A 21,586-nucleotide genomic window follows, 5' to 3' on the forward strand; every position below is an offset into this window, starting at 1 on the left:
TTAGACCCCGGCGCCGCGCAGCGCAGCCACAGTGTTCACCGCGGCAGCGACCGCTTCGTAGCCCTTGTCCTCGGACGACCCGGGCAGGCCGGCACGGTCCAGGCCCTGCTGCTCGGTGTCGCAGGTGAGCACGCCGAAGCCGATCGGCGTGCCGGTGCGGACACTGACATCGGTCAGGCCGGTGGTCGCGGCCGAGCACACGTAGTCAAAGTGCGGGGTGCCGCCGCGGATGACGACGCCGAGCGCCACCACCGCGTCATAGTGCGGTGCCAACCGGGCGGCGGCCACCGGGAGTTCGAAGCTGCCGGGAACCCGGATCAGCTTCGGTGTCAGCCCGGCGTCGTCCACGGCGCGCAGGGCGCCGTTAATCAGGCCGTCCATGATCTCGGTGTGCCAGCTGGCGGCCACGATGGCCACACGAATCTCCAGTGCCTGTGCCTTGATGCTGCTGACGTCATTATCGGGTGCGCCGTGTCCGCTCATGGGTTCTGCTCCTTGGTAGTGAAGGTGGCTGGTAGGGAAGGTGGTTGGAGAAGGAGAAGGCCGCAGCTAGCTCTGCCGCACCGGCTGGGTCCGCAGCAGCGTCAGATGGTGGTCCATGCGGTCCCGCTTGGTCTGCAGATAGCGCTCGTTTTCGGCGCGGATGGGCACCTCCGAGGGCACCATGGCCTCCACCGTGATCCCGAAGTGCTGCAGCCGGTCCCGCTTGGCCGGGTTGTTGCTCAGCAGCCGGATCCGGTTCAGCCCCAGGACGTGCAGGATGTCCGCGGCGGCCTCATAGTCGCGGGAATCCACCGGCAGGCCCAGCTGCTCATTCGCCTCCACGGTGTCGGCGCCGGCTTCCTGCAGCGCATAGGCCCGCAGCTTGTTCGCCAGCCCGATCCCCCGCCCCTCATGCCCGCGCAGGTAAATCACGGTGCCTCCGTGCAGGTGAATGAGTTCCAGGGCCTGCTCCAGCTGCTCGCCGCAGTCGCAGCGGTACGAGCCGAAAACGTCGCCGGTGAGGCACTCCGAGTGCAGCCGCACCAGCGGCGCACCGGTGCCGTTACCGATGCTCCCGGCTCCGGCGGCATCCGGCTGCAGCCCGGTTCCCGGCGCGGAGACGCTCATGTGCTCGGCGCCGGTGCGGGGGTCCGTCCAGGCCCGGGCGGTGAAGTCGCCGTAGGCGGTGGGCAGCTGGACTTCCGGCCCGGGCACGACGGCGGCGGACGTCACGGGGGTCCCCGCCCGATCCATCGTGTCCAAGTGCGCCGCCAGGTCCTCGATGGAGACCAGCGGGATGCCGTGCGTGTCGGCGAACTCGCGCAGGGCGGGCAGCCGCATCATGGCTCCCTCGTCATGAACGAGTTCGGCGATGACTCCCACCGGGGTGCAGCCGGCCAGCCGGGCCAGCTCCACCGCCGCCTCGGTGTGGCCGCGGCGGCCGCGGACGCCGTCGTCGTGCGCCCGGAGCGGGAAAATGTGTCCGGGCCGGGTCAGCTCGGCGGCGGCGGCCGCCGGATCGGCCAGGATGCGGGAGGTCGCCGCGCGGTCCGCGGCGCTGATGCCGGTGGTGATGCCCTCGGCCGCGTCGCAGGAGACCGTGTAGGCGGTGCCCTTGGCGTCCTCGTTTACTGCCGTCATGGGCGGCAGGTTCAGCCGGTCGGCGTAGGCGGCCGGCAGCGGCACGCAGATCACCCCCGAGCTGTAACGGACCGTCCAGCCCATCAGCTCGGGCGTGGCGTGCTGCGCGGCGAAGATGATGTCGCCTTCGTTTTCACGGTCTTCATCATCCACGACGACGACGGGCCGGCCCGCGGCGATCGCCTCAACGGCTGCCGCGATGCTGTCGAGCCGGATGCTCATGCGGCGCCTCCATTCGAAGCGCCGCCAACCTCGTGGGCCGGCTTCTTGGGATTGGTGAAGGCGAGCAGCCGTTCGGCGTATTTGGCCAGCACATCCACTTCCAGGTTGACCCCTCCCCCGGGCTGAAGGGCGCCCAGCCCGGTCTCGGCCAGGGTGGTCGGAATCAGGCCGACCTCAAACCACTGCTCCGGCTCGCCGGCGTCGCTGACCTCGGTCACGGTGAGCGACACGCCGTCGACCGCGATGGAGCCCTTTTCGGCGATGTAGCGGGCCAGGCGGTGCGGCACGGCGAAGCGCAGCCGCTCCCAGCTGCCGAGGTTTTCACGCTCCAGCAGCTCGCCGACGCCGTCGACATGTCCCTGGACGACGTGGCCGTCCAGCCGCCCGCCGGCCGGAACACAGCGTTCCAGGTTCACGGGCATGCCGGGGCGCAGCCTGCCGGTGGTGGTGCGATTCAGTGTCTCGCCGATGACGTCCAGGGAAATCCGGTCGCCGTCGACAGCCGTGGCCGTGAGGCAGACACCGTTCACGGCGATGGAACCGCCCAGTTCCAGCCCGGCTCCCGTTTGCGGGGCGCTGATGACCAGCACCGCCGAGTCGCCGGAGGTATTCGGGTTCAGGGATTCAACGCTGCCCTGTTCAGCCACAATTCCGGTAAACACGTGTCATCCTTACGTTCGTTTGCCGCTGGGAAGTCGTTCGTTGCTTGGTGGTTCAGGCACCGGTTCGAGTCGGAGCCGCAGGTCGGAACCCACGAGCCGGGCGGGGCCGGCGCCGGTCTCGTCCCAGCGCCAGCGGGAGGCGTCCGCGAGGGTGTGCACGCCGAGGCCGCTCACCGCCGATGTGCCCGTGCCGAGCAGGAGCGGCGCCACGTAGGCGACCAGCTCATCGGCCAGTCCGGCGCGCAGGAAAGCACTCGTGACGGTGGCGCCGCCCTCGACCATGAGGTGCCGGACCCCGCGGGCATACAGCTTCCGGCAGATCGCCGCCGGGTCGTGTTCAGCCAGCTGCAGGAAGCGGCCGTCGCTGCCGCGGATGGCGGCGTCGTCGGGCACCGCCCGGGAGCCGACGACGACGCGCAGCGGCTGCCGCTCGGCCGTCCGCCCCTCGGCGTCGCGCGCCGTCAGCTGCGGATCGTCGGCCAGCACGGTTCCGGTGCCAACGACGACGGCGTCAGCCCGAGACCGGATCCCGTGCCCGTCGGCGCGGGCGGCGCTGCCGGTGATCCACTGGCTGGTGCCGTCCTCGGCTGCGGTCATGCCGTCGAGGGTTTGTGCCGTTTTAACGGTCACGAAAGGCCGTCTCTCCCCCATTGCCCGGATCCAGCGGTGGTTCAGCTCAACGGCTTCGGCAGCCATCAGGCCGCCCTCCGCCTCCACACCGGCTGCGGACAGCGCTGCGGCTCCGCCGCCTGCCTCAGCGGTGGAATCCGCGGCGGCATACACCACCCGGGCAATGCCGGCCTTTTCTATGGCCTGCGAGCAGGGGCCGGTCCGGCCCGTGTGATTGCACGGTTCCAGCGTCACCACCATGGTGGCGCCGATGACGTCGATGCCTGCGGCTTCGGCGGCGGCCAGCGCGGCAGCTTCTGCATGCGGCGAGCCTGCACCGCGGTGGAAGCCGCTGCTCAGGACCTGGCCCGCCGGATCCAGGATCAGCGCTCCGACCAGCGGGTTGGCGCCGCGGATCCCGCGGCGTGCCAGCTCCAGCGCCCGAATCATGGCTCCGGTTTCCGCCGCGGCCGCCCCACCGGCGCCTGCCGGCGGGTTCCGTCTCCGGCCGTCCGGTGTTTCCGGCCCCATCTAGCGGACCCTCGGGTCAGGCATGAGGACGTCCACCTTCGGCTTTTCATTGTTCTTGGCTTTCCACCAGACAAAGAAACCGATCAGTGTGAAGACACCGTAGAACAGGTACATGAACGCCGTGGCGTAGTAGCCGGTACTAAAGAGCAGCGGTACGCCGACGACGTCGACGGCCACCCAGATCAGCCAAAACTCAACCCAGCCCTTGGCCATGCCGTACGTGGCCAGCAGGGAACCCACGAAGGTCCAGGCATCCGCCCAGACCGGTTCGTAGGACCCCAGACGCGCGAAGACCGGGGTGAGGGCTACGGTGCCGAGCAGCAGAACGGTGACCAGTCCGATCCGTTCCCGGCCGGAGGCCCACTGCGGCGTGACGGCCTCGCCGCCGTCGTCCTGGCTCTGTTTCCAGCGCCGCCAGCCGTAGATTGCGACGGCGATGAACATGACCTGGCGTCCGGCCTGGCCCAGCAGCGTAGCGGAATCGCTGGTGCCAAAGAGGGAGCCGAGGAACACGGTCAGGAGCAGGGCGTTGCCGATGATGCCCACCGGCCAGGCCCAGATTTTACGGCGCATGCCGCCGAAGGCACTGAGGAGCCCGAATATGTTGCCGACAACTTCACGCACCAGGAGGGACGAAGACCCCACCGGTACCTGAGCGTCAAAGAGCCACCGCAAAAAATCCATGTCGTTCCTATCCCTAAGCGGCAGCTCCGGGGTACGACAGTACGGTGCATCGACAGAAACGTCCGCGCGGGCGGGGACGTTTAACCGTCGGTTCAACAAACTGCACGTGCTTCTCCCATCCAGACTTTAACTGTCGGTACTGGAATTTCACCAGTTCAACCGCACCGCTTTTCCCGGGGTTCGGGAGCTGCAGTGCGGGTCGCGGACTATAACCGCCGGTTCGGAATTACACCGACCCCGGAGCACGATTGTTGCTTTTATTCTTGCACAGTCAGACCGGCTGAGTGCCAATTCCCTTGAACACTCAAGTAACCTGCGTCACATTGGCCTGTTTCCTCGTCAGGTTCCGGTTTCCTCAGCCCAACGCATCGAACGGGGCCACCACCGGAGGATGCGTTTCCATGTCGAGCATCTCGGCCGAACTCGACAGCGCAGCACCGCGCAGGGCCTCAAGCACCTCGGCCGCCGGCCGTGTTGTGCGGTAAATCGCAAGGAACCGAACCTCCGGTTCACCCTGCGGGCAGCGGAAGCGTTCGACGGAACCGACCCCCGGAACGCGCTCGAGGATCTCGGGAATGTGAACCTCGTCGTACCACTTGTTGAAGTGTTCATCCGAGATGCCCGGACGGGGCGTCGTCGTCACCATCAGGACACCGCTGTTGTTGTTGTCCACCATTGCTCCCTTGCGGATTCGTGTGCGACGGATGTCCCACAATTTTTCGAAGAGTAGCGTGAATCAACTGTTTGCTCCAGAGTAGGCGGCCGCTACGATGAAACGATGCCCATTGCTGTGGTAAGGATCATCCTCGACTCGACTCTGGAAACTGCGCAATTTGCCGCTGGCGTCGCCTATCTGCGCCAACGGGGTGCCGCCTTGGTTGAGCACACGGCCGCGCACGCTGAGCAGGGTTCAACCGAACTTGCGCTGCTCCGTGAGGGCGAATTCGCCGATTGGGGCGACCGCGAACTCCTGTCGCTCTGCGCGACCGCCTTTGGCGTTCCGGTTCGGCTCGGCGTCGTGACCTATGTGAGCCGCGGAACGGACGACGACGCGCGGGCCGTTCTGGAGCGCTTCGGCCTCTCCGGGGCGGTCAGCCGCGATGAAGCCGACGGCAGCGGGGACGTCACTGTGACCCTGGCGCGCGCGGACATGCGCCGGGTGCCGGAGAGCCGGGTGCACACAGCGCTCGAGGCCGCCCTCAACGAAACGGTGAGAATCGAACTCGTCGACGCTATTTCTCCTGCAGGAAACCCCGCAACAGGGAGTTTCGCAGAAAACGGTGGGCCCGTGCCGGGCTCGCCCGGGCGAAATCCTGATACGGTACCCAGCTGATGTAACGAATCTGCGGACCGACGGCGGCCGGGGCGCCAAGCGAACGGATGGCCCCCGTCGCAGCTCCCCGCTCGAGAACCCCTTCCAAAAGCCGGAGCCGCGCGCGGGTGCTGGCGTGGTAGGCCTGCATCGCCTGGTTGCCCGGCTTGCTCCAGGGATCGGTGAGCTTGACGATCTCGGTTTCCAGCCGGAAGCGGCGCTTGGCACTCACCATCACGAGGGCCAGTGCGTCCAAGGAGGCCGCCTCGGAGGTGCCGGTCGTCAGTGCACTGCGCACCGCACCGTCCATGTGCCGTTCATAGGCGGTGAGGATCTCCGCCAGGAGTTCTTCTTTGGACCCGACCCGCCGATACAGAGTCCCCATGCGAACTCCCGCTGCATCGGCAATGTCCCGGACCGTCGTGGCATCGAATCCCCGCCGTGCGAACTCCACGCGTGCCGCAGCCACGATGTGGTCCCGGCTTGCCGGCTCCGAAGGGGTGCCGGGCTCCTTCCACGTCGTGATCGCCTGCCTCGCGGCTTGCAGCGCTTCGGATCGGTTCAGTTCTTCATCCGGTGGGACATCGGAAGTCAGGCCATCGAGGAGCATCGCGGTCTGGAGATTCGCGATGCGGCCCGCCTCCTCGATTCCCGGAGGGTTGACCGCCGAATGCAGGGTGAGACTGTCCAGGGCGAATCGGAGCAGGCCCGCATCCTGAGTCCGGGGATCGGGATCGGGCACGAGCTGTTGAACGGCTCGCTTCCAGACACGTTCCAGCCCAGGCGTCTGCCATTCCCGTGCTGCACGGAAGCGCTCCGAGGAGGCGCTGGGTGCCGTGTAAGCGATGAGCCGGAGCGCGGCCTTGCTGCGCAGCGACAGATCCGTGACCGCGGTGGCCACCTCGACCAGCTGATCCCGCGGGTCGGCAATTCCGGTGCGGAGCCTGCTCGACAGATCATCGGCCAGTGCAGTGAGCTCACGTTGAAAGTCCTGCAGGATATCGAGCGCGATGTCCTCTTTGGAGTCGAAGTGGTGGTAGAGACTGCCCTGGAGCACTCCGACAGCCGTTGCGATGTCAGTCATCGTGGTCGATGAATACCCCGATTGCTCGAAGAGCTTGGTAGCGACCTGTCGGATCTCCTCAGTTCGGCCAACCGCCGTATCCCCCGCAGTGCTGCTTCCCCGTGATCCGTCCATCCGGCCATTATCCCGCACCCCGCATCCTGGCGCACGGGCCGGCCCTGCCAAACCCGTTTCCCCAAAGTACTTGCCCTCAAGGCGGAGCAACAATTAGGTTCGGGCACGTGGCGCACGTGCGCCCAATGAGAGGAGCTGGCATCGTGGCGCAAATCGAGATCAACGGAGGAATCGTCGAGTACGAGCTGCTCGGGCCGGAGGGCGGTGATGTGCTGACGGTGACGCCCGGCGGCAGGTTCAGCAAGGATTACCCGGGCGTGCGCCCGTTCGCCGAGGCCCTGGCGGCGGCCGGGAAGCGCGTACTCATCTGGGACCGGCCCAACACGGGGCGCTCCGACGTGCAACTGTTCGGCGCATCGGAATCCCACATGCGGTCCGAGACCCTGGCGGGAATGGTCCGCGAACTGAACCTCGGGCCCGTCATCGCCCTCGGCGGATCAGGCGGCGCACGCGACTCGATCGTCTTCACCATCGAGCATCCGGAACTCGTGCGCAAGCTCATCGTCTGGTCCATCGTCGGCGGGGCGTTCGCATCGATGAGCCTGGCCAACGTGTACATCATGAGTGAGATTCGCACCGTTCGACGCAGCGGCATCCCCGGCGTGCTGACCCAGCGGGGGCTGGCGGGCAGCTGGGCGGACCTCGTTGCCGACAATCCGCGCAACCGTCAGCGCCTGATCGATATCGGGGCTGAGGATTTCGAGCGCGTCATGTGGCGGTGGCTCGAAGCGTATGTGCCCAAGGCCACGGAGGCCATTCCCGGAGTGCCCGACCATCAGATGAAGTCCATCTCCGTTCCGACGCTGATCGTGCGCGGCGGGGAGGCCGACATCGATCACCCCAAACGGACATCCCTCGAGGTGCACTCCCTGATTGGCGGTTCCCGACTGATTGATCCCCCGTGGCCCGAGGACGCATGGGAGCGGGCCCAGGAAGCCAGGGACGCGGGGCAGGGCAGCATCTTCGATCCCTGGATGGATGCCGTGCCGAGCTTTCTTGACTTCATCGACGGGAATCCGGAGCGAGTAGGACAGGGTCTTGTGCAAACCCTTTCGGAGCAATACTTTGGTCCACATGGAATCTGATGGAACGCAGCCGAGCGTCACGGGCTGCCCTCGCATCGACGCGAGCGTGCACACATTCTTCGCCTCCGACCAGGAGCTGCGGAACTATCTCGGTGAGCCTTGGGCGAGCCGCGGTTTTCCGACACCGGACACAACCTTGACGGCGCCTCTCGGAGGGCGGTACGTCAGCGGCTCACAACCGGATCCGGCGGCACACGCCGGCTCCGACCCCGATCTGGTGGGCAGGGCGATCTTCGACGAGCGCGGCTTCGACCTGGCCATCCTGCATCCGATGACCGTCGGCGTACTGCCGGACTGGCATCTGGAGTCGGCGATCCACGAGGCGACCAACCGGATGCTGGTGGAACGCTGGCTCGACTCGGGAACGTATGCCGACCGATACCTCGGGACAATCCGGGTCAATCCCAACGACATCGAGTCCGCCGTGAAGGAGATTCATCGGTGGGCCGCCCATCCCAAGATCGTGCAGATCGCCCTGCCGATGCAGACTCAGGCGCCGTACGGCCGGCCGCACTACAAGCCGCTGTGGCGTGCGGCAGTCGAAAGCGGACTGCCGGTCGCGGTCCATTGGGAGATGGGGCAAGGGATCACGCACCCGCCCACGCCCAACGGAACAGCGCGGACCTACCCGCAGCTCGTGGGGTTCCAGCCGCTGAACTTCGTCTACCACCTCATGAACATGATTGCCGAAGGGGTCTTCGAGGAGTTCCCCGACTTGAAGATCGTGTTCGCCGACGGCGCTGCAGACATGCTGACGCCCATGATGTGGCGCATGGACACCTTCGGCCGGCCGCACCTGGAGCAGACGCCCTGGTCGCCCCGGATGCCAAGTGACTATCTTCCCGGGCATGTCTGGTTCGTCAACGGCGCGCTCGACGGGCCGGGTGACGTCGAGTACGCGTCGGAATGGCTTCGGATGACGGGCAAGGAGGACATGCTCATGTTCGGATCGAGCTACCCCGACTGGCAGTGCTCGACCGTGGATTCGCTGCCGTCCGGATGGACGCGGCGGCAACGCGAGAAAGTGCTCTGGCGCAACGCCGCCGAACTCTATGGGATCCATGTTCCCGCCACCGTGTGATGCCGAAGGAGGCTGAGATGACACAGACAGAGATCCCCCAGACAGCGGAGACGCAGACCGTGCCCGTTAGGGTCGTGGACTGCGATGTCCATCCAACGCCGCGGCGGGGCGCCTTGGCGGAATACCTCGATACGAGGATCGCGCGCGAACAGGCGCTCAAGGCGGAGGGGGCCAACAACGGACTGGTCTACGATCCGCCGGATTTCCACCACTCGAAGGCCATGCGGGTCGATTCGTTCCCGGACGATGGGGAGTTCGCGTGCTCGGACCCGGATCTGGCCTTTCGTCAGCTGGTGCTCGACTCCGGATCCGACGTGGTGATGCTCGGTCCCACGACGGGTGGAATGGGTGACACAGAGGAAGAGGTGACTGCGATGGCTGCGGCCACCAACCTCTGGCAGGAGGCGCAGTGGCTTGACCCGGTGAATAACTGGCACGGCCGGTTCTACGGGTCCATTTGCGCCAACATCACCGAACCCGGGCGGGCAGCGCGGGAGATTGAGCGCTGGGCCGGCCATGAGCGCTTCAAACAGGTCCTGATTTATGCTGAGCCGCGACCTTCCTGGGGAAACCCCAAGTACGACCCGGTCTGGGAGGCCGCTGTCAAGCACGGCATTCCGGTGGCGTGCCATCTCAGCCGGGGGCTGCACAACCTTCTGCCGATGAGCCCGGTCGGGTTCATGACCTACAACCACGACTTCATGGTCACGTACTCGATGCTCGCGGCCAATCAGGTCATGAGCCTCATCTTCGACGGCGTCTTTGAACGGTTTCCGACTCTGAAGATCGTCTTCATCGAGCACGCCTTCTCGTGGATATTGCCACTGATGTGGCGGATGGACGCCATTCACGCGGCTCGCGGCAAGGAGACGGGCCTGAGCAAAAAGCCTTCCCAATATGTGTTGGAGAACATCTGGTTCACCACACAACCGCTCGACTACCCCGAGGACAAGCTTGAGCTGACCAGGTCGCTTGAATGGATGGAGGCCGACAAGATCATGCTGTTCTCTTCCGACTATCCGCACTGGACCTTCGACGAGCCCCGCTGGTTGGCCAAACACATACCGGAGCGCATGCGGAACGCGGTAATGCATCAGAACGCGATCGATCTGTTCGGGCTGCCGAGCCGCGTGGGGGCTCTCGCAGGACAGGTGAGGGCGTTCTGATGGCACGCACTGAACTCCCCCGGGGCCGCGAGCATGTCGTCGCGACCGTTGACGAGATCCCCCCGGGTGAGCACAAGGTCGTCCCGATAGGGCGTTATGGAGTCGGCGTCTACAACGTGCGCGGAGTTTTCTATGCCATTGCCAACTACTGCCCGCACGAGGGCGGCCCGCTGTGCGTTGGCCGCACCCGCGGAACGAACGTCGTCGACCAGGAGCGTCCCGGCGGAGCACGGCAAAGCCGTGAGGGCGAGTTCATCTACTGCCCCTGGCATCAATGGGGTTTCGAGCTGGCCACCGGAACAACCACCGTCAAGCCCGAGTGGAGCATTCGCACCTACCCGGTCCGCATCGACGGCGACCAAGTGGTGATCACCGCGTGAGCGCCCCGGCGGGTACCACTGTGGGTGTTCCGGTTGCCGTCTATCCGGCGATCGAGCCACGCCTCCTTCGCCTCGACGGTGCCGAGGACGTGAACGCGTACCTGGACGGCGGCGGGTACGCGCCTCTGCTCGACCCTGACGCACTGCTCGACCAGGTCACTGCCGCGGGTCTGCGGGGACGCGGCGGAGCAGCGTTCCCTCTTGCCCGAAAGATAACCACTGTGCGGGGCGGCAGTGTTGCACCGGTTGTGATTGCCAACGGCGAGGAGGGCGAGCCGTCGTCCGTCAAGGACAAGTGGCTGCTGCGCAACCGTCCGCACCTGGTCCTTGACGGTTTGCGGCTCGCTGCCGTTATGGCGGGTGCGGAGCGAGCGTACGTATACCTCTCGGACCCCTTGGCTGCCGACAGCATTGAACGCGCGCTCTTGGAGTATCCCGGTCGGGCAAGGAACGGACCCGACATAACCGTCCACCGGGTATCCCCCGCGTACGTGGCGGGAGAGGAAACGGCTGCCGTGCGTTCCCTCAACGGCGGCCCGGCACTGCCCTCCGATAAGCCGCCGCGTCCGTTCGAGCGCGGCGTTGACGACCGGCCCACTCAGGTGAGCAACGTGGAGACGCTCAGTAATCTGCCGCTGATCCATGCCAGGGGCAGCGCCTGGTACCGCTCGGTGGGAACCGACGATTCAACCGGGACCTACCTGATGACGCTTTCGACGTCGGGCGGCACCGTCCTGGCGGAGGTGCCGTTCGGTGTCACGCTTCGAGAGGTGCTGACGTGGCGCGGGCACGATGCCCCGGTCACGGGTGCGCTGATGGGAGGCTACTTCGCGGGGCTCCTTTCCTCCCGCGTATTGGATCTTCCTCTTGAGTACGTCGCGGTTGCTGCCGCGGGCAGCGGCCTGGGGTGCGGAGCGGTCGGCGTCCTTGACGAGCACACCTGTCCAGTGACCGTCGCCGGCGGAGTTCTCCAGTACTTCGCGGCCAACAACGCCGGTCAATGCGGTTCGTGCTTCAACGGAACAGCCGCCATGGCCGCCGTTGTCACCGGCTTGCGGCTTGGCCGAGCCCGGGAACCCGATATCGACCGGCTGCGCCAATGGGCGGCCGGCCTCCGGGGCCGTGGGGCGTGCGGCACCTTGGACGGCGCAACCAATGCTGCTGCAACTCTCCTGCGGGAGTTCCCGGATGCCGTCCAATCCCACCTGATCGACGAATGCTCGTCCTGCATTACCAAAGGTGAGCATTTACCCGCACCGTTCGCGGTCCATGGATATTGAGGAGGCAATTTTGCGCATCAAACTCGATAGGACGGTCTGTGACGGCTTCGGTGCGTGCGCGTTGCACGCGCCGGAGATCTTTTCCCTCGACGACTGGGGTTACCCGTCACTCATGAGGGACGGTGAGATTCCGCCGGAGCAGGAGGCTGGCGTGCGCCGGGCGATCCTGGATTGTCCGGCACACGCGATCCTCGATCTCGCGGACATGCACCCGGAGCGTCTGGGCGGAGACCCGGGCGTTTCGAGGTCCGGGCGCCCGGACGCGAAATGGCCACTGAAGGAGCGCTTAAAGCAACGATGAACACTTGCCGGTCGACGCCATTCCACAAACGAATCTGAGCAAACATCTGGTTCTCTTCGGAGGCTGCTTCGTTGAGATTGGAACTATTAACAGTGAGGTTAATGATGACCACCACAACCAATCATCTCCCCGCCGACAACATCGAGTCTGCGATCGCTTTGGGCCCGAACGGTGACGATGTCAATGCGAAGGTCCCCCACCACATGGGCGACTCGTTGCATGTTCCGGCGGAACGCTATTACTCGCGGGAGTTCTTCGAGCTCGAGAAGAAGCACCTCTGGCCCCATGTGTGGCAGATGGCTGCTCGCGAGGAGGAGATCCCCCAGCCCGGCGACTTCGTGGAGTACGAGGTCGTCGGTCAATCCCTGCTCATCGTGCGTCAGCCCGACATGAGTGTGAAGGCACTGCACAACGCGTGCCGGCACCGGGCCACCGAGCTCGGCAAAGGCTGCGGCCGATTCGCAGGAGACCAGATCGTCTGTCCGTTCCACGGGTGGCGCTGGAAGACCGACGGTTCGATCAGCCACGTCTTCGGCCGGGAGGGCTTTGATACGGAAAGCCTGAACCCGGACAACATCAATCTGCGGGAAGCACAGTGCGATACGTGGGGCGGCCATGTCTGGGTCAATCTGGATCTGAATGCCCCTCCGCTGCTGGAAGGGCTGTTTCCGGCCGCAAACATCCTGGAGCGGATGGGCGTGCCGAACATGCGGGCGAAGTGGTGGAAGGAAGCCATCATCAACTGCAACTGGAAGCTCGCTCAGGAAGCGTTCTTCGAGGGTTGGCACGTGAAGCAGACCCACCCGCAGCTCTACACCTACGCCGGCGATATGGACAGTGAAGTCAACAAGCAGAACGTCGCATACACGGCGTTCCTCAACGGTCACGGCCGTTTCCAGAGCGGCGATGCGCGCCAGTCATACGGCGGAAAGGCCGACTTCCTCGAGTCGGCGCGCAACTTGCAAAAGGGTCAGGACGCGATGACGCTGGAACGCGACCTCACCGTCTTCGAATCGGTTGCCGGGGGCATGGACACCAGCACGCCGGAATACACGCAGAAAGCACTCACCGCGTTGTTCCAGTTCTGGGCCGGGGCCGGCATCAAGGCGCCCGAACTCACTCCCGAGGTCATGAAGATGTGGGGCGGTGACATCCACCTCTTTCCGAACTACCTGATGCTGCCCATGTACACGAACTGCCTCGCGTACCGGATCCGTCCGTACAACGATGACCCTGACTGGTGCCGGTTTGAGGTGTGGTCGCTGACGACCTACCCCGACGGCCACGAGGACGGGCGGCTGACCCTCGCCGGCAGGTACGACAAGGACGACGCCGATCACTGGGGGCTGATTCCCCGGCAGGACTTCGCCAATTTGGAACGCATGCAGCGTGGAATCAAGAACCAGACCATGACCCAGACGACCTTGTCCGAGCTTTGGGAGAACACGATCGCGAACATGCATCAAGAGCTTGACCGCCGGCTGGCAGCGGAGCTCTGAGGAGTCATGTTCACGGAGAACACCGCACAGGATCTCAGTCTCGCCCAGGACGCACCGTTTACGCGCGCCCTGGGCGCCAAGCTCATCGACATCGACCGGAACCGGATCAACGGGTCGGACGAACTGGTGCTCCGAAAGGCTGTCTTCGGACTGCTGGAAATCGTAGGAGATCTCGAGGCGCGGATCAGCGCCCTGGAGGGGCCCGAAGCCCGGGCACTGTGGCGGGCGAAGCTCGAAGCCGAGTTGGCTGGTCCAACTCCTGATGAAGTCCGGCGAGGCGAATGATGCGTCCAAAAACAGGGGGTGGCGTATGCCCCACGTAAAAATCCTGCCGGCCGGCGTCACCCTCGAGGTCAACCCCGGGGAGGCCGTGGCCGAGGCGGCATGGCGCCAGGGATTCGTCTGGCCAACGCAATGCTGGGGCCAGGCCGACTGCATGACCTGCTTCACCAAAATCGTCGACGGGGAGCGCGATGCCGTCCCTGCCGACGAGGTGGAACGCGATGCCATTCGACTCAAGATGACCGGTCGAATGCGGAATGACAGTCTCATCCGGCTGGCCTGCCAACTGCGCTGCACGGGCTCGTCGCTCGTGGTGGAGAAGAGGGGCTTTCGGCCGGCCGAGTCCGAAGACAACAACATGGAACCAGTGGAGAGGAGCGCGACATGAGCGCATCCGAGGACAGCACGTCCGGGAAGACCCCGGAGTTGGGCACAGATGTGCTCCGCGAGCTTTGGCGGTCGATGACGCGTGAGGAAGCTCTGGACACGCGCATCCTCAAGGGCATCAAGCGCGGTGAACTTGCAACTGTCATCTGGCCCTCCCGCGGCCAGGAGGCGGTATCGGCGGCGATCGGCCAGGTGCTGCGCCCGGACGACCGGCTGATCACCACTTACCGCGGACTGCACGATCATGTGGCGAAGGGGGTGCCCCTCACCGAGATTATCGGTGAGGTCATGGGCACTGCCGTCGGTGCCTCACGGGGTAAGGGCGGGACGATGCATATCGCCGATCCGGACCACGGGGTGCTGCTGACGACCGGGATTGTCGGCTCGGGTGTGCCCATTGCAGTGGGCGTCGCACTCGCAGCCGTGAAGTCCGGATCGGACCGGGTCACGGCCGTAACTTTCGGTGATGGTGCGACGAACACCGGTTCATTCCATGAAGGCGTCAACCTGGCTGCCACCTGGCAGCTCCCCGTCGTCTTCATCTGCCAGAACAACCTCTATGCCGAGATGACGCCGGTCGAGGACACCATGGCGATCGAGCACGTTGCCGACCGGGCCAAGGGCGTGGGCATGCCTGGAGTCACGGTCGACGGCAATGACCCGGTCGCCATGGTTCTCGCATTGACGGAGGCGGTCGACAGGGCACGGTCCGGCGGCGGGCCGACACTGATTGAGGCGGTCACGTTCCGGTTCGAAGGTCACTATGCCGGCGACTCGGCCCCGTACATCCCCGCTCAACAGCTGGCGCATCAGCGTGAACTTGATCCCATAATCACGTTCCCCCGCTATCTCCTGGCACATGGATTTACCCAGGTGGAGCTCGATGAGATCAGCGCCGAATCCGTCGAGGCGGTCGAGGAAGCCCTCAAGACGGTCCTAGCAGCACCCCTACCGGACATGGAAGAGATCCGGTCCGATGTCTACGCCGATGGATTGGTGGTCACCCATGACTGAAACCCGTGTTATTTCGATTCGAGAGGCGCTCAACGAGGCGCTCGACGAGGCGCTGCGGACGGATCCGACTGTCTTCCTCCTGGGCGAGGACCTGGCCGATCCGGCCGCCGGCGTCAACGCGGTGACCCGAGGGCTTGCGACAAAGTACGGCGCAGACCGGGTCATGAACACTCCGATCTCTGAGGCAGCGATCATTGGTGCCGCCGTCGGTGCCGCGATCGAGGGATACAAGCCCGTTGCCGAAATCATGATCATGGATTTCATCGGGATCGCCATGGATCAGATCGTCAACCACGCCGCGAAGGTGCGCTACATGTCAGGCGGCAGGACGACGAGCCCGATCACGGTCCGCACAGCGGTATTCGCAGGCACTGGCTCCGGCGGCACGCACTCCCAGTCGCTCGAAGCCTGGTTCATGCACGTGCCCGGCATGAAGGTGGTCTACCCGAGCAATCCGGCCGATGCCAAAGGTCTGCTGCTCTCGGCGATCTTCGATCCCGACCCGGTCCTGGTCATCGAAGCGTCGCGCCTCTACGGGGTCAAGGGCGAGGTGCCGGTCGGGGACGGCCACCGGGTCCCCATCGGCAAGGCCGTCGTCGCCAAGCCAGGAAAAGACCTCACGATCGTCACCTACGGTCAGGCCACCGCTCTGGCGCTGCAAGCGGCAGAGCGGCTCGGCGAAGAGGGTGTGGATGCCGAAGTGATCGACCTGCGCACCCTGCTGCCGCTCGACATGGACACGGTCCTGGAATCCGTGGGCCGTACGCGCCGCGCGGTCATCGCACACACCGCCACCACCGTTGCAGGTCCGGGTGCGGAGATCGCGGCCCAGATTTCGGCCAAGCTGTTCGGCATCCTCGACGGGCCTGTCCAACGGGTTGGCGCACGCTTCACTCCGATCCCGGCCCGGGCTTCGGAGTCCGCCGTAACGCTCAGTGTCGATGGCATCGTCGACGCCGCACGAACAACCATGGGAGCCATGCGTGTCTGACTATGTAGCTGTGAAAATTCCGAAAATTTCGATGTCGGCAGAGGAGGTTCTTTTCGTGGAATGGCTGGTTGAGGATGGTGTACCCATCGGCGAGGGCGACGTTATCTACAGCGTCGAGACGGACAAAGTGGGAACGGAGGTCGAAGCGGCCACAAGCGGCGTGCTCCGGCACGGCACTGCCGTCGGGGAAGAGACGTACGCCGTCGGCACTGAAATCGGCCGGATCGAGCGTGCAGCATGAACGCCGTCGTGTGGGACGAGGAATTCGACGTCGTCGCGATCGGCAGCGGTGGAGGCGGCCTGCTCGCCGGCATCGCTGCACGTGAGGCAGGAGGCCGTGCGCTCGTCGTGGAGAAGCGCGACCTCTTCGGCGGGTCCACTGCGATGTCCGGCGGAGTTATGTGGCTTCCGAACAACCCGCTGATGCAGAAGGACGGGATCGAAGACTCCGACGAGCTGGGAATGCAGTATTTCGCTTCCACAGTCGGCGACGTCGGGGCGGCATCGACCGTTGCGCGCCGTCGGGCGTTCATCCACGAGGGCCAGGCCATGATTCGCCTGCTGGAGCGAAAAGGCGCACGCTTCACGCGGTGCGTGAACTACAGCGACTATTACTCGAACCACGAGGGCGGCCACGCAACCGGGCGTTCGATCGAGCCTCTGCCCTTCGCCGGGCGGCGGCTCGGCAAGTGGCTGTCCAAGATCCAGCCGGGCATGGCCTCCGGCCTTGGCATGGCTGTCATGACCAACGAACTGCGCGACGTGCAGTACTTCAACCGGTCGCCGCGGTCGCTGGTCACGGCGGCGCGGGTGCAGTTGCGGACATGGACCGCCGGCGTCACCAAGCGTCCCGTCCTGACGAACGGGACGGCGCTCGTGGCTGAACTGGTCAAAATGTGCGTGGACAGTGGCGTGGATCTCTGGCTGGACACGTCGTTCCGCGGATACGTCGTCGAAGAGGGCGTCGTGACGGGTGTGCGTCTTGAACGGGACGGCAAGCCGGTCGCGGTCCGTGCCCGGCACGGTGTCGTCATGGCCGCAGGAGGCTTCGCCCGCAATGCCGACCTGCGGCAGGAGTATGGCGGCGACCAATGCCCCGATCCGTCGTGGACAATGGCCAATCCGGGAGATACCGGTGACACCATAGCCGCGACCCTCGAGCTGGGGGCGTTGACCGATCTGATGGACGAAGCCTGGTGGCTTCCGAGCCCTCGCCGGGAGCTGGCCGCCGGCACGCTGTCGGCGGCGAGAAACCGCCCCCGCACCATAATGGTGGGCGCGGACGGGCGGCGGTTCGTCAACGAATCCAACTCGTACGTTGAGATTGGCAAGGCGATGTTTGCCCGGCAGAAGGTCACCGGCGCCGTTCCCTCCTGGCTCATCTTCGATGACCGCTATCGCCGGACGTATGCGCACAAGGCCAGCCTTCGGTTTGGGCAGCTGCCGAAGGAGTGGCTGGATTCCGGGCTCCTGAAGCGTGCGGACACGCTGGCTGAGCTGGCCGTGCAGTGCGGGATCGATCCGGAGGGTCTCGCCGACCAAGTGGCGAAATTCAATCGGCACGCTGTGCAGGGGCGCGATCCGGAGTTCGGTCGGGGAAGTTCCGCCTACAACCACTGTCTGGGTGATCCCAACCCCTTCGTGGTGAATCCTGCGGTCGGGCCGCTGGATACCGGGCCTTACTACGCGTTCGAAATCGTGCCGGCCGACGTCGGTACATCCGGCGGGTTCCTTACCGACGAGTCCGGGCGCGTTCTGTCCGCAGAAGGCCCGATTCCCGGGCTGTATGCAACCGGCAACTCCACGGCGACCGTAATGGGACGCCACTATCCAGGGGCCGGAGCGAGCATCGCATACTCGATGGTCTTCGGCTACATCGCCGCACGTCACGCGATGGACACTGCCATTGAAAGGAATCATCAGGCTCAGAAGGAAGCGGCGCCTGAACTGCTGCTGCCCGAACCGTCCTAACGGATTCGGCACAGCGTTCAGGCGGATCCCGGTTGCCCGCCTCGGGTTCTCCGGGATTCTGCTGCCATTTCGGGAAATCCCTGCCGGCAAGGGCAGGGATTTCCCGAAACAGTCGAATCTGCCCTCAGCCGGCGGAGACGGCCTGCGCGGCATCGCGGAGCTTACGGATCGCCTCGTTGGGATCCCCGCTGCCGTACACGGCCGATCCGGCCACAAACACGTTGGCTCCGGCCTCGGCCGCGCGTTCAATCGTGTCGGCGGAAATGCCGCCGTCCACCTGCAGTGCCAGCGGCAGGCCGGAGCCGCGGATGGCCTCGGCGGCCCGGCGGATCTTCGGCAGCGTGATGTCCAGGAATTTCTGCCCGCCGAAGCCCGGCTCCACGGTCATGATCAGCAGCATGTCCAGCTCGGAGAGCATGTCCAGGTACGGCTCAACCGGGGTGGCCGGACGCAGCGCCATGCCGGCCTTGGCTCCGCGGTCGCGGATGTCCCGGGCCAGTTTGATCGGCGCGGCGGCCGCTTCCACATGGAAGGTCACCGATGCCAGTCCCAGCTCCGCGTAGGCCGGAGCCCAGCGGTCGGCGTCGGAAATCATCAGGTGCGCGTCCAGCGGCAGCGTGCTGACCTCCTGGATCCGCTGCACTACGGGCAAACCCAGGGTCAGGTTCGGCACGAAGTGGTTGTCCATTACGTCCACGTGGACGGCATCGGCGGTGCTGATCCGTTCCAGCTCGGCCTGCAGGTTGACGAAGTCGGCCGAGAGGATGCTCGGGTTGATGCAGCACTTGCTCATGGTTCTCCTTGTGGACTTGCTGAAATCAGGGCTTGCGGCGGATCAGGGCCAGGAACATGGCATCGGTGGCATGGATGTGCGGCCACAGCTGCGCGGTCGACTCATGTCCGGCGCCCAGGTTTCCAGTCAGGCTGACGGAGTCCAGTGCGGCGCCGGCATCGAGCAACTCCAGGTCGTTGCGCAGGCGCAGCACGTCGGTGACGACGGCGGTGGTCTCGGCCGGATGCGGCGAGCACGTCACGTAGGCCACCACGCCGCCGGCCTTCACGGCGTCGACGGCGGCGGTGAGCAGGTCCCGCTGCAGTGCACCCAGCTCCCCCACGTCGGAGGGCTTGCGGCGCCAACGTGATTCCGGCCGGCGGCGCAGGGCGCCGAGGCCGGTGCACGGGGCGTCCACCAGGATGCGGTCGAAGGTGTCCGGATACTGCTCGGCGATGCTGCGTCCGTCGCCGGTGCGCACATCCCAGACCTCGCCCGGAACGGCCTCCAACGCCTGGCGGACCAGTTTGGCGCGGTGTGCCGCCGGTTCGTTGGCCAGCAGGACGGCGCCCTGTTCGTTGGCCAGGGCGGCAAGCAGCGCCGCCTTGCCGCCGGGTCCGGCGCACAGATCCAGCCACTGTTCGCCGTCGCGGCTTCCGTCAGCGGTGCGGTCACCCAGGTCCAGGCCGGCGAGGGCGCGGGCGACCAGCTGCGAGCCGGCGTCCTGCACGCGGGTGGTGCCGGCCCGCACCGAGTCCAGGCGGCCGACGTCGCCGGCCGAGTACAGTGCCGAGTCCACCACGAGTTCGCCGTCAACGGCTCCGGCGGCGCGGGCCTCGTCCAGGTTTCCCAGGCCGGGCAGGGCCACCAGGTTCACGACCGGGGCGTCGTTGTCGGCCTTGAGCAGTTCGGTGATTTCGTCGACGCTGCGGCCGTGGGCCACGAGGGACTGGCGCAGGGCGCGGACGATCCATTCCGGATGGCTGTGTTCGATGGCTGCGCGGCGGGTGGCGTCGGTTTCGTCCCGGGTCAGCTCCGCGACCCAGGTGTCCAGGTCACGGGCGGCCACCTTGCGCAGCACGGCATTGATCAGCGCTGAGGGCCCGGCGCCGATGACGGCGCGGGCCAGGCCGACGGTCTGGTCCAGGGCCGCATGGGGCGGAACCCGCATGGCCAGCAGCTGATGAGCGCCGATGCGCAGGGCGTCCAGAACGGCGGGGTCGAGCTTATCCAGCGGGCGGTCCACGCACTTGGCCAGGACGGCGTCGTACGTGCCCTGCCCGCGGAGGGCACCGTAGGCAAGTTCGGTGGCGAAGCCGGCATCGCGCTTGTCGAGCTGGTGCTTGCGGATGCTCTTGGGCAGCACCAGGTTGGCGTAGGCGTCGTCCTCGGAGACGGCGCGCAGTACCTCGAAGGCCACCAGCCGGGCCGGGTCAGCGGCGCGGGTGCGCTGTCCCGGCGCCTGGGCGGTGCGGCTGCGGACGGCGGGACGGCTGCGTTCGCGGCCCTTCTCGTTCCGTTCCTTGTTGCTTCCCGAAGAGCCCTGGGACGCTTTGGCCGAGGAGTTTTGGTTCTGGGGAGTGCTGTTCTGCGGGGTCATTCGAAGACCACGTCCTCACGGTTGGCCAGGCCGCGGGCCCAGTCGGCCCCCGGCATCATTTTCTTGCCGGCGGGCTGTACCTGCACCAGTTCCAGGCCGACGGATCCGGTGCCCACCACGGCGGATGCCTGTGTGCCTCCGGTGAAGCGGACCTGGCCGGGAGCCAGATCGGTGATGTCCGGGCGCAGCGCTGCCGAGCCGATCTTGAACCGGGCGCCGTCCCAGGTGGTCCAGGCTCCCGGTTCGGGTGTCACGCCGTTGATCCGCCGGCGGATGGCCAGCGCCGGCTGGTGCCAATCCACCCGCGCGTCGTCAATGGTCAGTTTGGGTGCCAGCGTCACGTCGCCGGACTGCGGCACCGCGTGTGCTGCGCCGGCGTGGATCGCCGAGAGGGTTTGGGCGAGCAGCACGGCACCGCTGTGCGAAAGCCGTTCCAGGAGCGCGCCGCTGGTGTCCTCCGGGGAAACGGTTTCCGTCAGCTGCCCGTATACCGGTCCGGTGTCCAGGCCCTTTTCGAGCAGGAAGGTGGAGGCTCCGGTGACGTCGTCGCCGTTGATCACCGCGTGCTGCACCGGTGCCGCGCCGCGCCAGGCCGGCAGCAGGGAAAAGTGCAGGTTGATCCAGCCGTGCGCGGGGATGCTCAGGGCCCGTTCCGGAATCAGTCCGCCGTAGGCCACGATCGCCGCGACGTCGGGGTTGGCGGCACGGATGGCGGCGACGGCGTCGTCGTCGATCTTGGCGGCGCGGATCACGGGCAGGCCGAGTTCCTCAGCGCGGGCGGCAACGGGCGACGGCGTGAGCGTGCGTTTGCGGCCCAGCGGCGCGTCGGGGCGGGTGAGTACCGCGACGACGTCGAAGCCGGCTTCCAGCAGGGCGTTCAGTGAGGGGACGGCGACGGACGGGGTGCCGGCGAAAAGTACGCGCATGGCCACGGGC

24 protein-coding genes and 1 riboswitch are annotated in these 21,586 nt (G+C 66.0%); of the genes, 14 read left to right on the forward strand and 10 right to left on the reverse strand.

Annotated features, from left to right (window positions below; translation table 11 throughout):
* The 6 genes from ribH to QNN99_RS12535 form a co-directional block, all read right to left on the reverse strand.
* Positions 1 to 483 (reverse strand): 6,7-dimethyl-8-ribityllumazine synthase, encoded by a 483-nt coding sequence (gene ribH, locus QNN99_RS12510; protein WP_229966792.1) that lies wholly within the window; start codon positions 481 to 483, stop codon positions 1 to 3.
* Positions 484 to 549: 66 nt separating this feature from the next.
* On the reverse strand, positions 550 to 1,845 hold the full coding sequence (gene ribB, locus QNN99_RS12515; protein ID WP_229966793.1) for a 3,4-dihydroxy-2-butanone-4-phosphate synthase: 1,296 nt from the start codon (positions 1,843 to 1,845) through the stop codon (positions 550 to 552).
* Positions 1,842 to 2,507, reverse strand: coding sequence for a riboflavin synthase (locus QNN99_RS12520; protein WP_229966794.1), 666 nt, complete (start codon positions 2,505 to 2,507; stop codon positions 1,842 to 1,844). The genes ribB and QNN99_RS12520 overlap by 4 nt, the downstream gene beginning before the upstream one ends.
* Positions 2,508 to 2,516: 9 nt before the next feature.
* Positions 2,517 to 3,647 (reverse strand): bifunctional diaminohydroxyphosphoribosylaminopyrimidine deaminase/5-amino-6-(5-phosphoribosylamino)uracil reductase RibD, encoded by a 1,131-nt coding sequence (ribD, locus tag QNN99_RS12525; protein WP_229966795.1) that lies wholly within the window; start codon positions 3,645 to 3,647, stop codon positions 2,517 to 2,519.
* Positions 3,648 to 4,331, reverse strand: coding sequence for a nicotinamide riboside transporter PnuC (gene pnuC / locus QNN99_RS12530; protein WP_229966796.1), 684 nt, complete (start codon positions 4,329 to 4,331; stop codon positions 3,648 to 3,650). It lies immediately after the preceding gene.
* Positions 4,332 to 4,434: 103 nt separating this feature from the next.
* Positions 4,435 to 4,580, reverse strand: a riboswitch (FMN riboswitch).
* Between the two features lie 106 nt (positions 4,581 to 4,686).
* A complete protein-coding gene (locus QNN99_RS12535) occupies positions 4,687 to 5,004 on the reverse strand; it encodes a hypothetical protein (protein WP_229966797.1) in 318 nt (105 codons plus the stop codon).
* 105 nt (positions 5,005 to 5,109) lie between these two features.
* Here QNN99_RS12535 and QNN99_RS12540 point away from each other — a divergent pair, with 105 nt between their 5' ends.
* Complete coding sequence (locus QNN99_RS12540; protein ID WP_229966798.1) at positions 5,110 to 5,664, forward strand: hypothetical protein; 555 nt, start codon at positions 5,110 to 5,112, stop codon at positions 5,662 to 5,664.
* Here QNN99_RS12540 and QNN99_RS12545 read toward each other — a convergent pair.
* Positions 5,564 to 6,841 (reverse strand): TetR/AcrR family transcriptional regulator, encoded by a 1,278-nt coding sequence (locus QNN99_RS12545; RefSeq protein ID WP_269439213.1) that lies wholly within the window; start codon positions 6,839 to 6,841, stop codon positions 5,564 to 5,566. The two genes, QNN99_RS12540 and QNN99_RS12545, sit on opposite strands and share 101 nt — an antisense overlap.
* A gap of 143 nt (positions 6,842 to 6,984) precedes the next feature.
* Between QNN99_RS12545 and QNN99_RS12550 the strand changes: the two genes are divergently transcribed.
* The 13 genes from QNN99_RS12550 to QNN99_RS12610 all read left to right on the forward strand — a co-directional run bounded on the left by QNN99_RS12550 (position 6,985) and on the right by QNN99_RS12610 (position 18,278).
* Positions 6,985 to 7,926: an alpha/beta fold hydrolase gene (locus QNN99_RS12550; RefSeq protein ID WP_229966800.1), complete on the forward strand. Its 942-nt coding sequence runs from the start codon at positions 6,985 to 6,987 to the stop codon at positions 7,924 to 7,926.
* A complete protein-coding gene (locus QNN99_RS12555; RefSeq protein WP_229966801.1) occupies positions 7,916 to 9,007 on the forward strand; it encodes an amidohydrolase family protein in 1,092 nt (363 codons plus the stop codon). Before QNN99_RS12550 ends, QNN99_RS12555 begins: the two co-directional genes overlap by 11 nt.
* Before the next feature lie 17 nt (positions 9,008 to 9,024).
* Complete coding sequence (locus QNN99_RS12560; RefSeq protein ID WP_229966802.1) at positions 9,025 to 10,173, forward strand: amidohydrolase family protein; 1,149 nt, start codon at positions 9,025 to 9,027, stop codon at positions 10,171 to 10,173.
* A complete protein-coding gene (locus QNN99_RS12565; protein WP_229966803.1) occupies positions 10,173 to 10,553 on the forward strand; it encodes a Rieske (2Fe-2S) protein in 381 nt (126 codons plus the stop codon). The genes QNN99_RS12560 and QNN99_RS12565 overlap by 1 nt, the downstream gene beginning before the upstream one ends.
* Complete coding sequence (locus QNN99_RS12570) at positions 10,550 to 11,833, forward strand: NADH-ubiquinone oxidoreductase-F iron-sulfur binding region domain-containing protein (protein ID WP_229966804.1); 1,284 nt, start codon at positions 10,550 to 10,552, stop codon at positions 11,831 to 11,833. The genes QNN99_RS12565 and QNN99_RS12570 overlap by 4 nt, the downstream gene beginning before the upstream one ends.
* Positions 11,823 to 12,134: a ferredoxin gene (locus QNN99_RS12575; RefSeq protein ID WP_229966805.1), complete on the forward strand. Its 312-nt coding sequence runs from the start codon at positions 11,823 to 11,825 to the stop codon at positions 12,132 to 12,134. The genes QNN99_RS12570 and QNN99_RS12575 overlap by 11 nt, the downstream gene beginning before the upstream one ends.
* A gap of 104 nt (positions 12,135 to 12,238) precedes the next feature.
* On the forward strand, positions 12,239 to 13,633 hold the full coding sequence (locus tag QNN99_RS12580) for an aromatic ring-hydroxylating oxygenase subunit alpha (RefSeq protein WP_229966806.1): 1,395 nt from the start codon (positions 12,239 to 12,241) through the stop codon (positions 13,631 to 13,633).
* Between the two features lie 6 nt (positions 13,634 to 13,639).
* Positions 13,640 to 13,918, forward strand: coding sequence for a hypothetical protein (locus QNN99_RS12585; RefSeq protein ID WP_229966807.1), 279 nt, complete (start codon positions 13,640 to 13,642; stop codon positions 13,916 to 13,918).
* 25 nt (positions 13,919 to 13,943) lie between these two features.
* On the forward strand, positions 13,944 to 14,303 hold the full coding sequence (locus QNN99_RS12590) for a 2Fe-2S iron-sulfur cluster-binding protein (RefSeq protein WP_229966808.1): 360 nt from the start codon (positions 13,944 to 13,946) through the stop codon (positions 14,301 to 14,303).
* Entirely contained in the window at positions 14,300 to 15,316 is a 1,017-nt protein-coding gene (locus tag QNN99_RS12595) for a thiamine pyrophosphate-dependent dehydrogenase E1 component subunit alpha (RefSeq protein ID WP_229966809.1), read from the forward strand. The genes QNN99_RS12590 and QNN99_RS12595 overlap by 4 nt, the downstream gene beginning before the upstream one ends.
* Positions 15,309 to 16,307 carry an alpha-ketoacid dehydrogenase subunit beta gene (locus QNN99_RS12600; RefSeq protein WP_229966810.1) on the forward strand — a complete coding sequence of 333 codons (999 nt, stop codon included), beginning with the start codon at positions 15,309 to 15,311 and terminating at the stop codon, positions 16,305 to 16,307. Before QNN99_RS12595 ends, QNN99_RS12600 begins: the two co-directional genes overlap by 8 nt.
* A complete protein-coding gene (locus tag QNN99_RS12605; protein WP_229966811.1) occupies positions 16,300 to 16,548 on the forward strand; it encodes a biotin/lipoyl-containing protein in 249 nt (82 codons plus the stop codon). Before QNN99_RS12600 ends, QNN99_RS12605 begins: the two co-directional genes overlap by 8 nt.
* On the forward strand, positions 16,545 to 18,278 hold the full coding sequence (locus QNN99_RS12610) for an FAD-binding protein (protein ID WP_229966812.1): 1,734 nt from the start codon (positions 16,545 to 16,547) through the stop codon (positions 18,276 to 18,278). Before QNN99_RS12605 ends, QNN99_RS12610 begins: the two co-directional genes overlap by 4 nt.
* Positions 18,279 to 18,402: 124 nt before the next feature.
* On the opposite strand, the gene rpe is transcribed toward QNN99_RS12610, so the two are convergent.
* Genes rpe through fmt form a run of 3 tightly spaced genes read right to left on the reverse strand, consistent with a single transcriptional unit; the run spans position 18,403 to position 21,576 of the window.
* Complete coding sequence (gene rpe / locus QNN99_RS12615) at positions 18,403 to 19,071, reverse strand: ribulose-phosphate 3-epimerase (RefSeq protein ID WP_229966813.1); 669 nt, start codon at positions 19,069 to 19,071, stop codon at positions 18,403 to 18,405.
* A 25-nt stretch (positions 19,072 to 19,096) separates the two neighbouring features.
* Positions 19,097 to 20,650, reverse strand: coding sequence for an RsmB/NOP family class I SAM-dependent RNA methyltransferase (locus QNN99_RS12620; protein WP_229966814.1), 1,554 nt, complete (start codon positions 20,648 to 20,650; stop codon positions 19,097 to 19,099).
* Positions 20,647 to 21,576, reverse strand: a complete 930-nt coding sequence (gene fmt / locus QNN99_RS12625) for a methionyl-tRNA formyltransferase (RefSeq protein ID WP_229966815.1) — start codon at positions 21,574 to 21,576, stop codon at positions 20,647 to 20,649. Before fmt ends, QNN99_RS12620 begins: the two co-directional genes overlap by 4 nt.
* Between the last annotated feature and the right edge of the window lie 10 nt (positions 21,577 to 21,586).

This window comes from Arthrobacter sp. zg.Y820 (genome assembly GCF_030125555.1).
Classification (GTDB): Bacteria; Actinomycetota; Actinomycetes; order Actinomycetales; family Micrococcaceae; genus Arthrobacter_B.

Coding starts and splice junctions, on each gene's coding strand:
- rpe (WP_229966813.1), bottom strand. CDS start 19,071: ATGAGCAAGTGCTGCATCAACCCGAGCATCCTCTCGGCCGACTTCGTC.
- QNN99_RS12575 (WP_229966805.1), top strand. CDS start 11,823: ATGGATATTGAGGAGGCAATTTTGCGCATCAAACTCGATAGGACGGTC.
- QNN99_RS12600 (WP_229966810.1), top strand. CDS start 15,309: ATGACTGAAACCCGTGTTATTTCGATTCGAGAGGCGCTCAACGAGGCG.
- QNN99_RS12545 (WP_269439213.1), bottom strand. CDS start 6,841: ATGGACGGATCACGGGGAAGCAGCACTGCGGGGGATACGGCGGTTGGC.
- QNN99_RS12560 (WP_229966802.1), top strand. CDS start 9,025: ATGACACAGACAGAGATCCCCCAGACAGCGGAGACGCAGACCGTGCCC.
- QNN99_RS12580 (WP_229966806.1), top strand. CDS start 12,239: ATGACCACCACAACCAATCATCTCCCCGCCGACAACATCGAGTCTGCG.
- QNN99_RS12540 (WP_229966798.1), top strand. CDS start 5,110: ATGCCCATTGCTGTGGTAAGGATCATCCTCGACTCGACTCTGGAAACT.
- QNN99_RS12585 (WP_229966807.1), top strand. CDS start 13,640: ATGTTCACGGAGAACACCGCACAGGATCTCAGTCTCGCCCAGGACGCA.
- QNN99_RS12590 (WP_229966808.1), top strand. CDS start 13,944: ATGCCCCACGTAAAAATCCTGCCGGCCGGCGTCACCCTCGAGGTCAAC.
- QNN99_RS12555 (WP_229966801.1), top strand. CDS start 7,916: ATGGAATCTGATGGAACGCAGCCGAGCGTCACGGGCTGCCCTCGCATC.
- ribH (WP_229966792.1), bottom strand. CDS start 483: ATGAGCGGACACGGCGCACCCGATAATGACGTCAGCAGCATCAAGGCA.
- QNN99_RS12620 (WP_229966814.1), bottom strand. CDS start 20,650: ATGACCCCGCAGAACAGCACTCCCCAGAACCAAAACTCCTCGGCCAAA.
- QNN99_RS12565 (WP_229966803.1), top strand. CDS start 10,173: ATGGCACGCACTGAACTCCCCCGGGGCCGCGAGCATGTCGTCGCGACC.
- fmt (WP_229966815.1), bottom strand. CDS start 21,576: ATGCGCGTACTTTTCGCCGGCACCCCGTCCGTCGCCGTCCCCTCACTG.
- ribB (WP_229966793.1), bottom strand. CDS start 1,845: ATGAGCATCCGGCTCGACAGCATCGCGGCAGCCGTTGAGGCGATCGCC.
- ribD (WP_229966795.1), bottom strand. CDS start 3,647: ATGGGGCCGGAAACACCGGACGGCCGGAGACGGAACCCGCCGGCAGGC.
- QNN99_RS12595 (WP_229966809.1), top strand. CDS start 14,300: ATGAGCGCATCCGAGGACAGCACGTCCGGGAAGACCCCGGAGTTGGGC.
- pnuC (WP_229966796.1), bottom strand. CDS start 4,331: ATGGATTTTTTGCGGTGGCTCTTTGACGCTCAGGTACCGGTGGGGTCT.
- QNN99_RS12610 (WP_229966812.1), top strand. CDS start 16,545: ATGAACGCCGTCGTGTGGGACGAGGAATTCGACGTCGTCGCGATCGGC.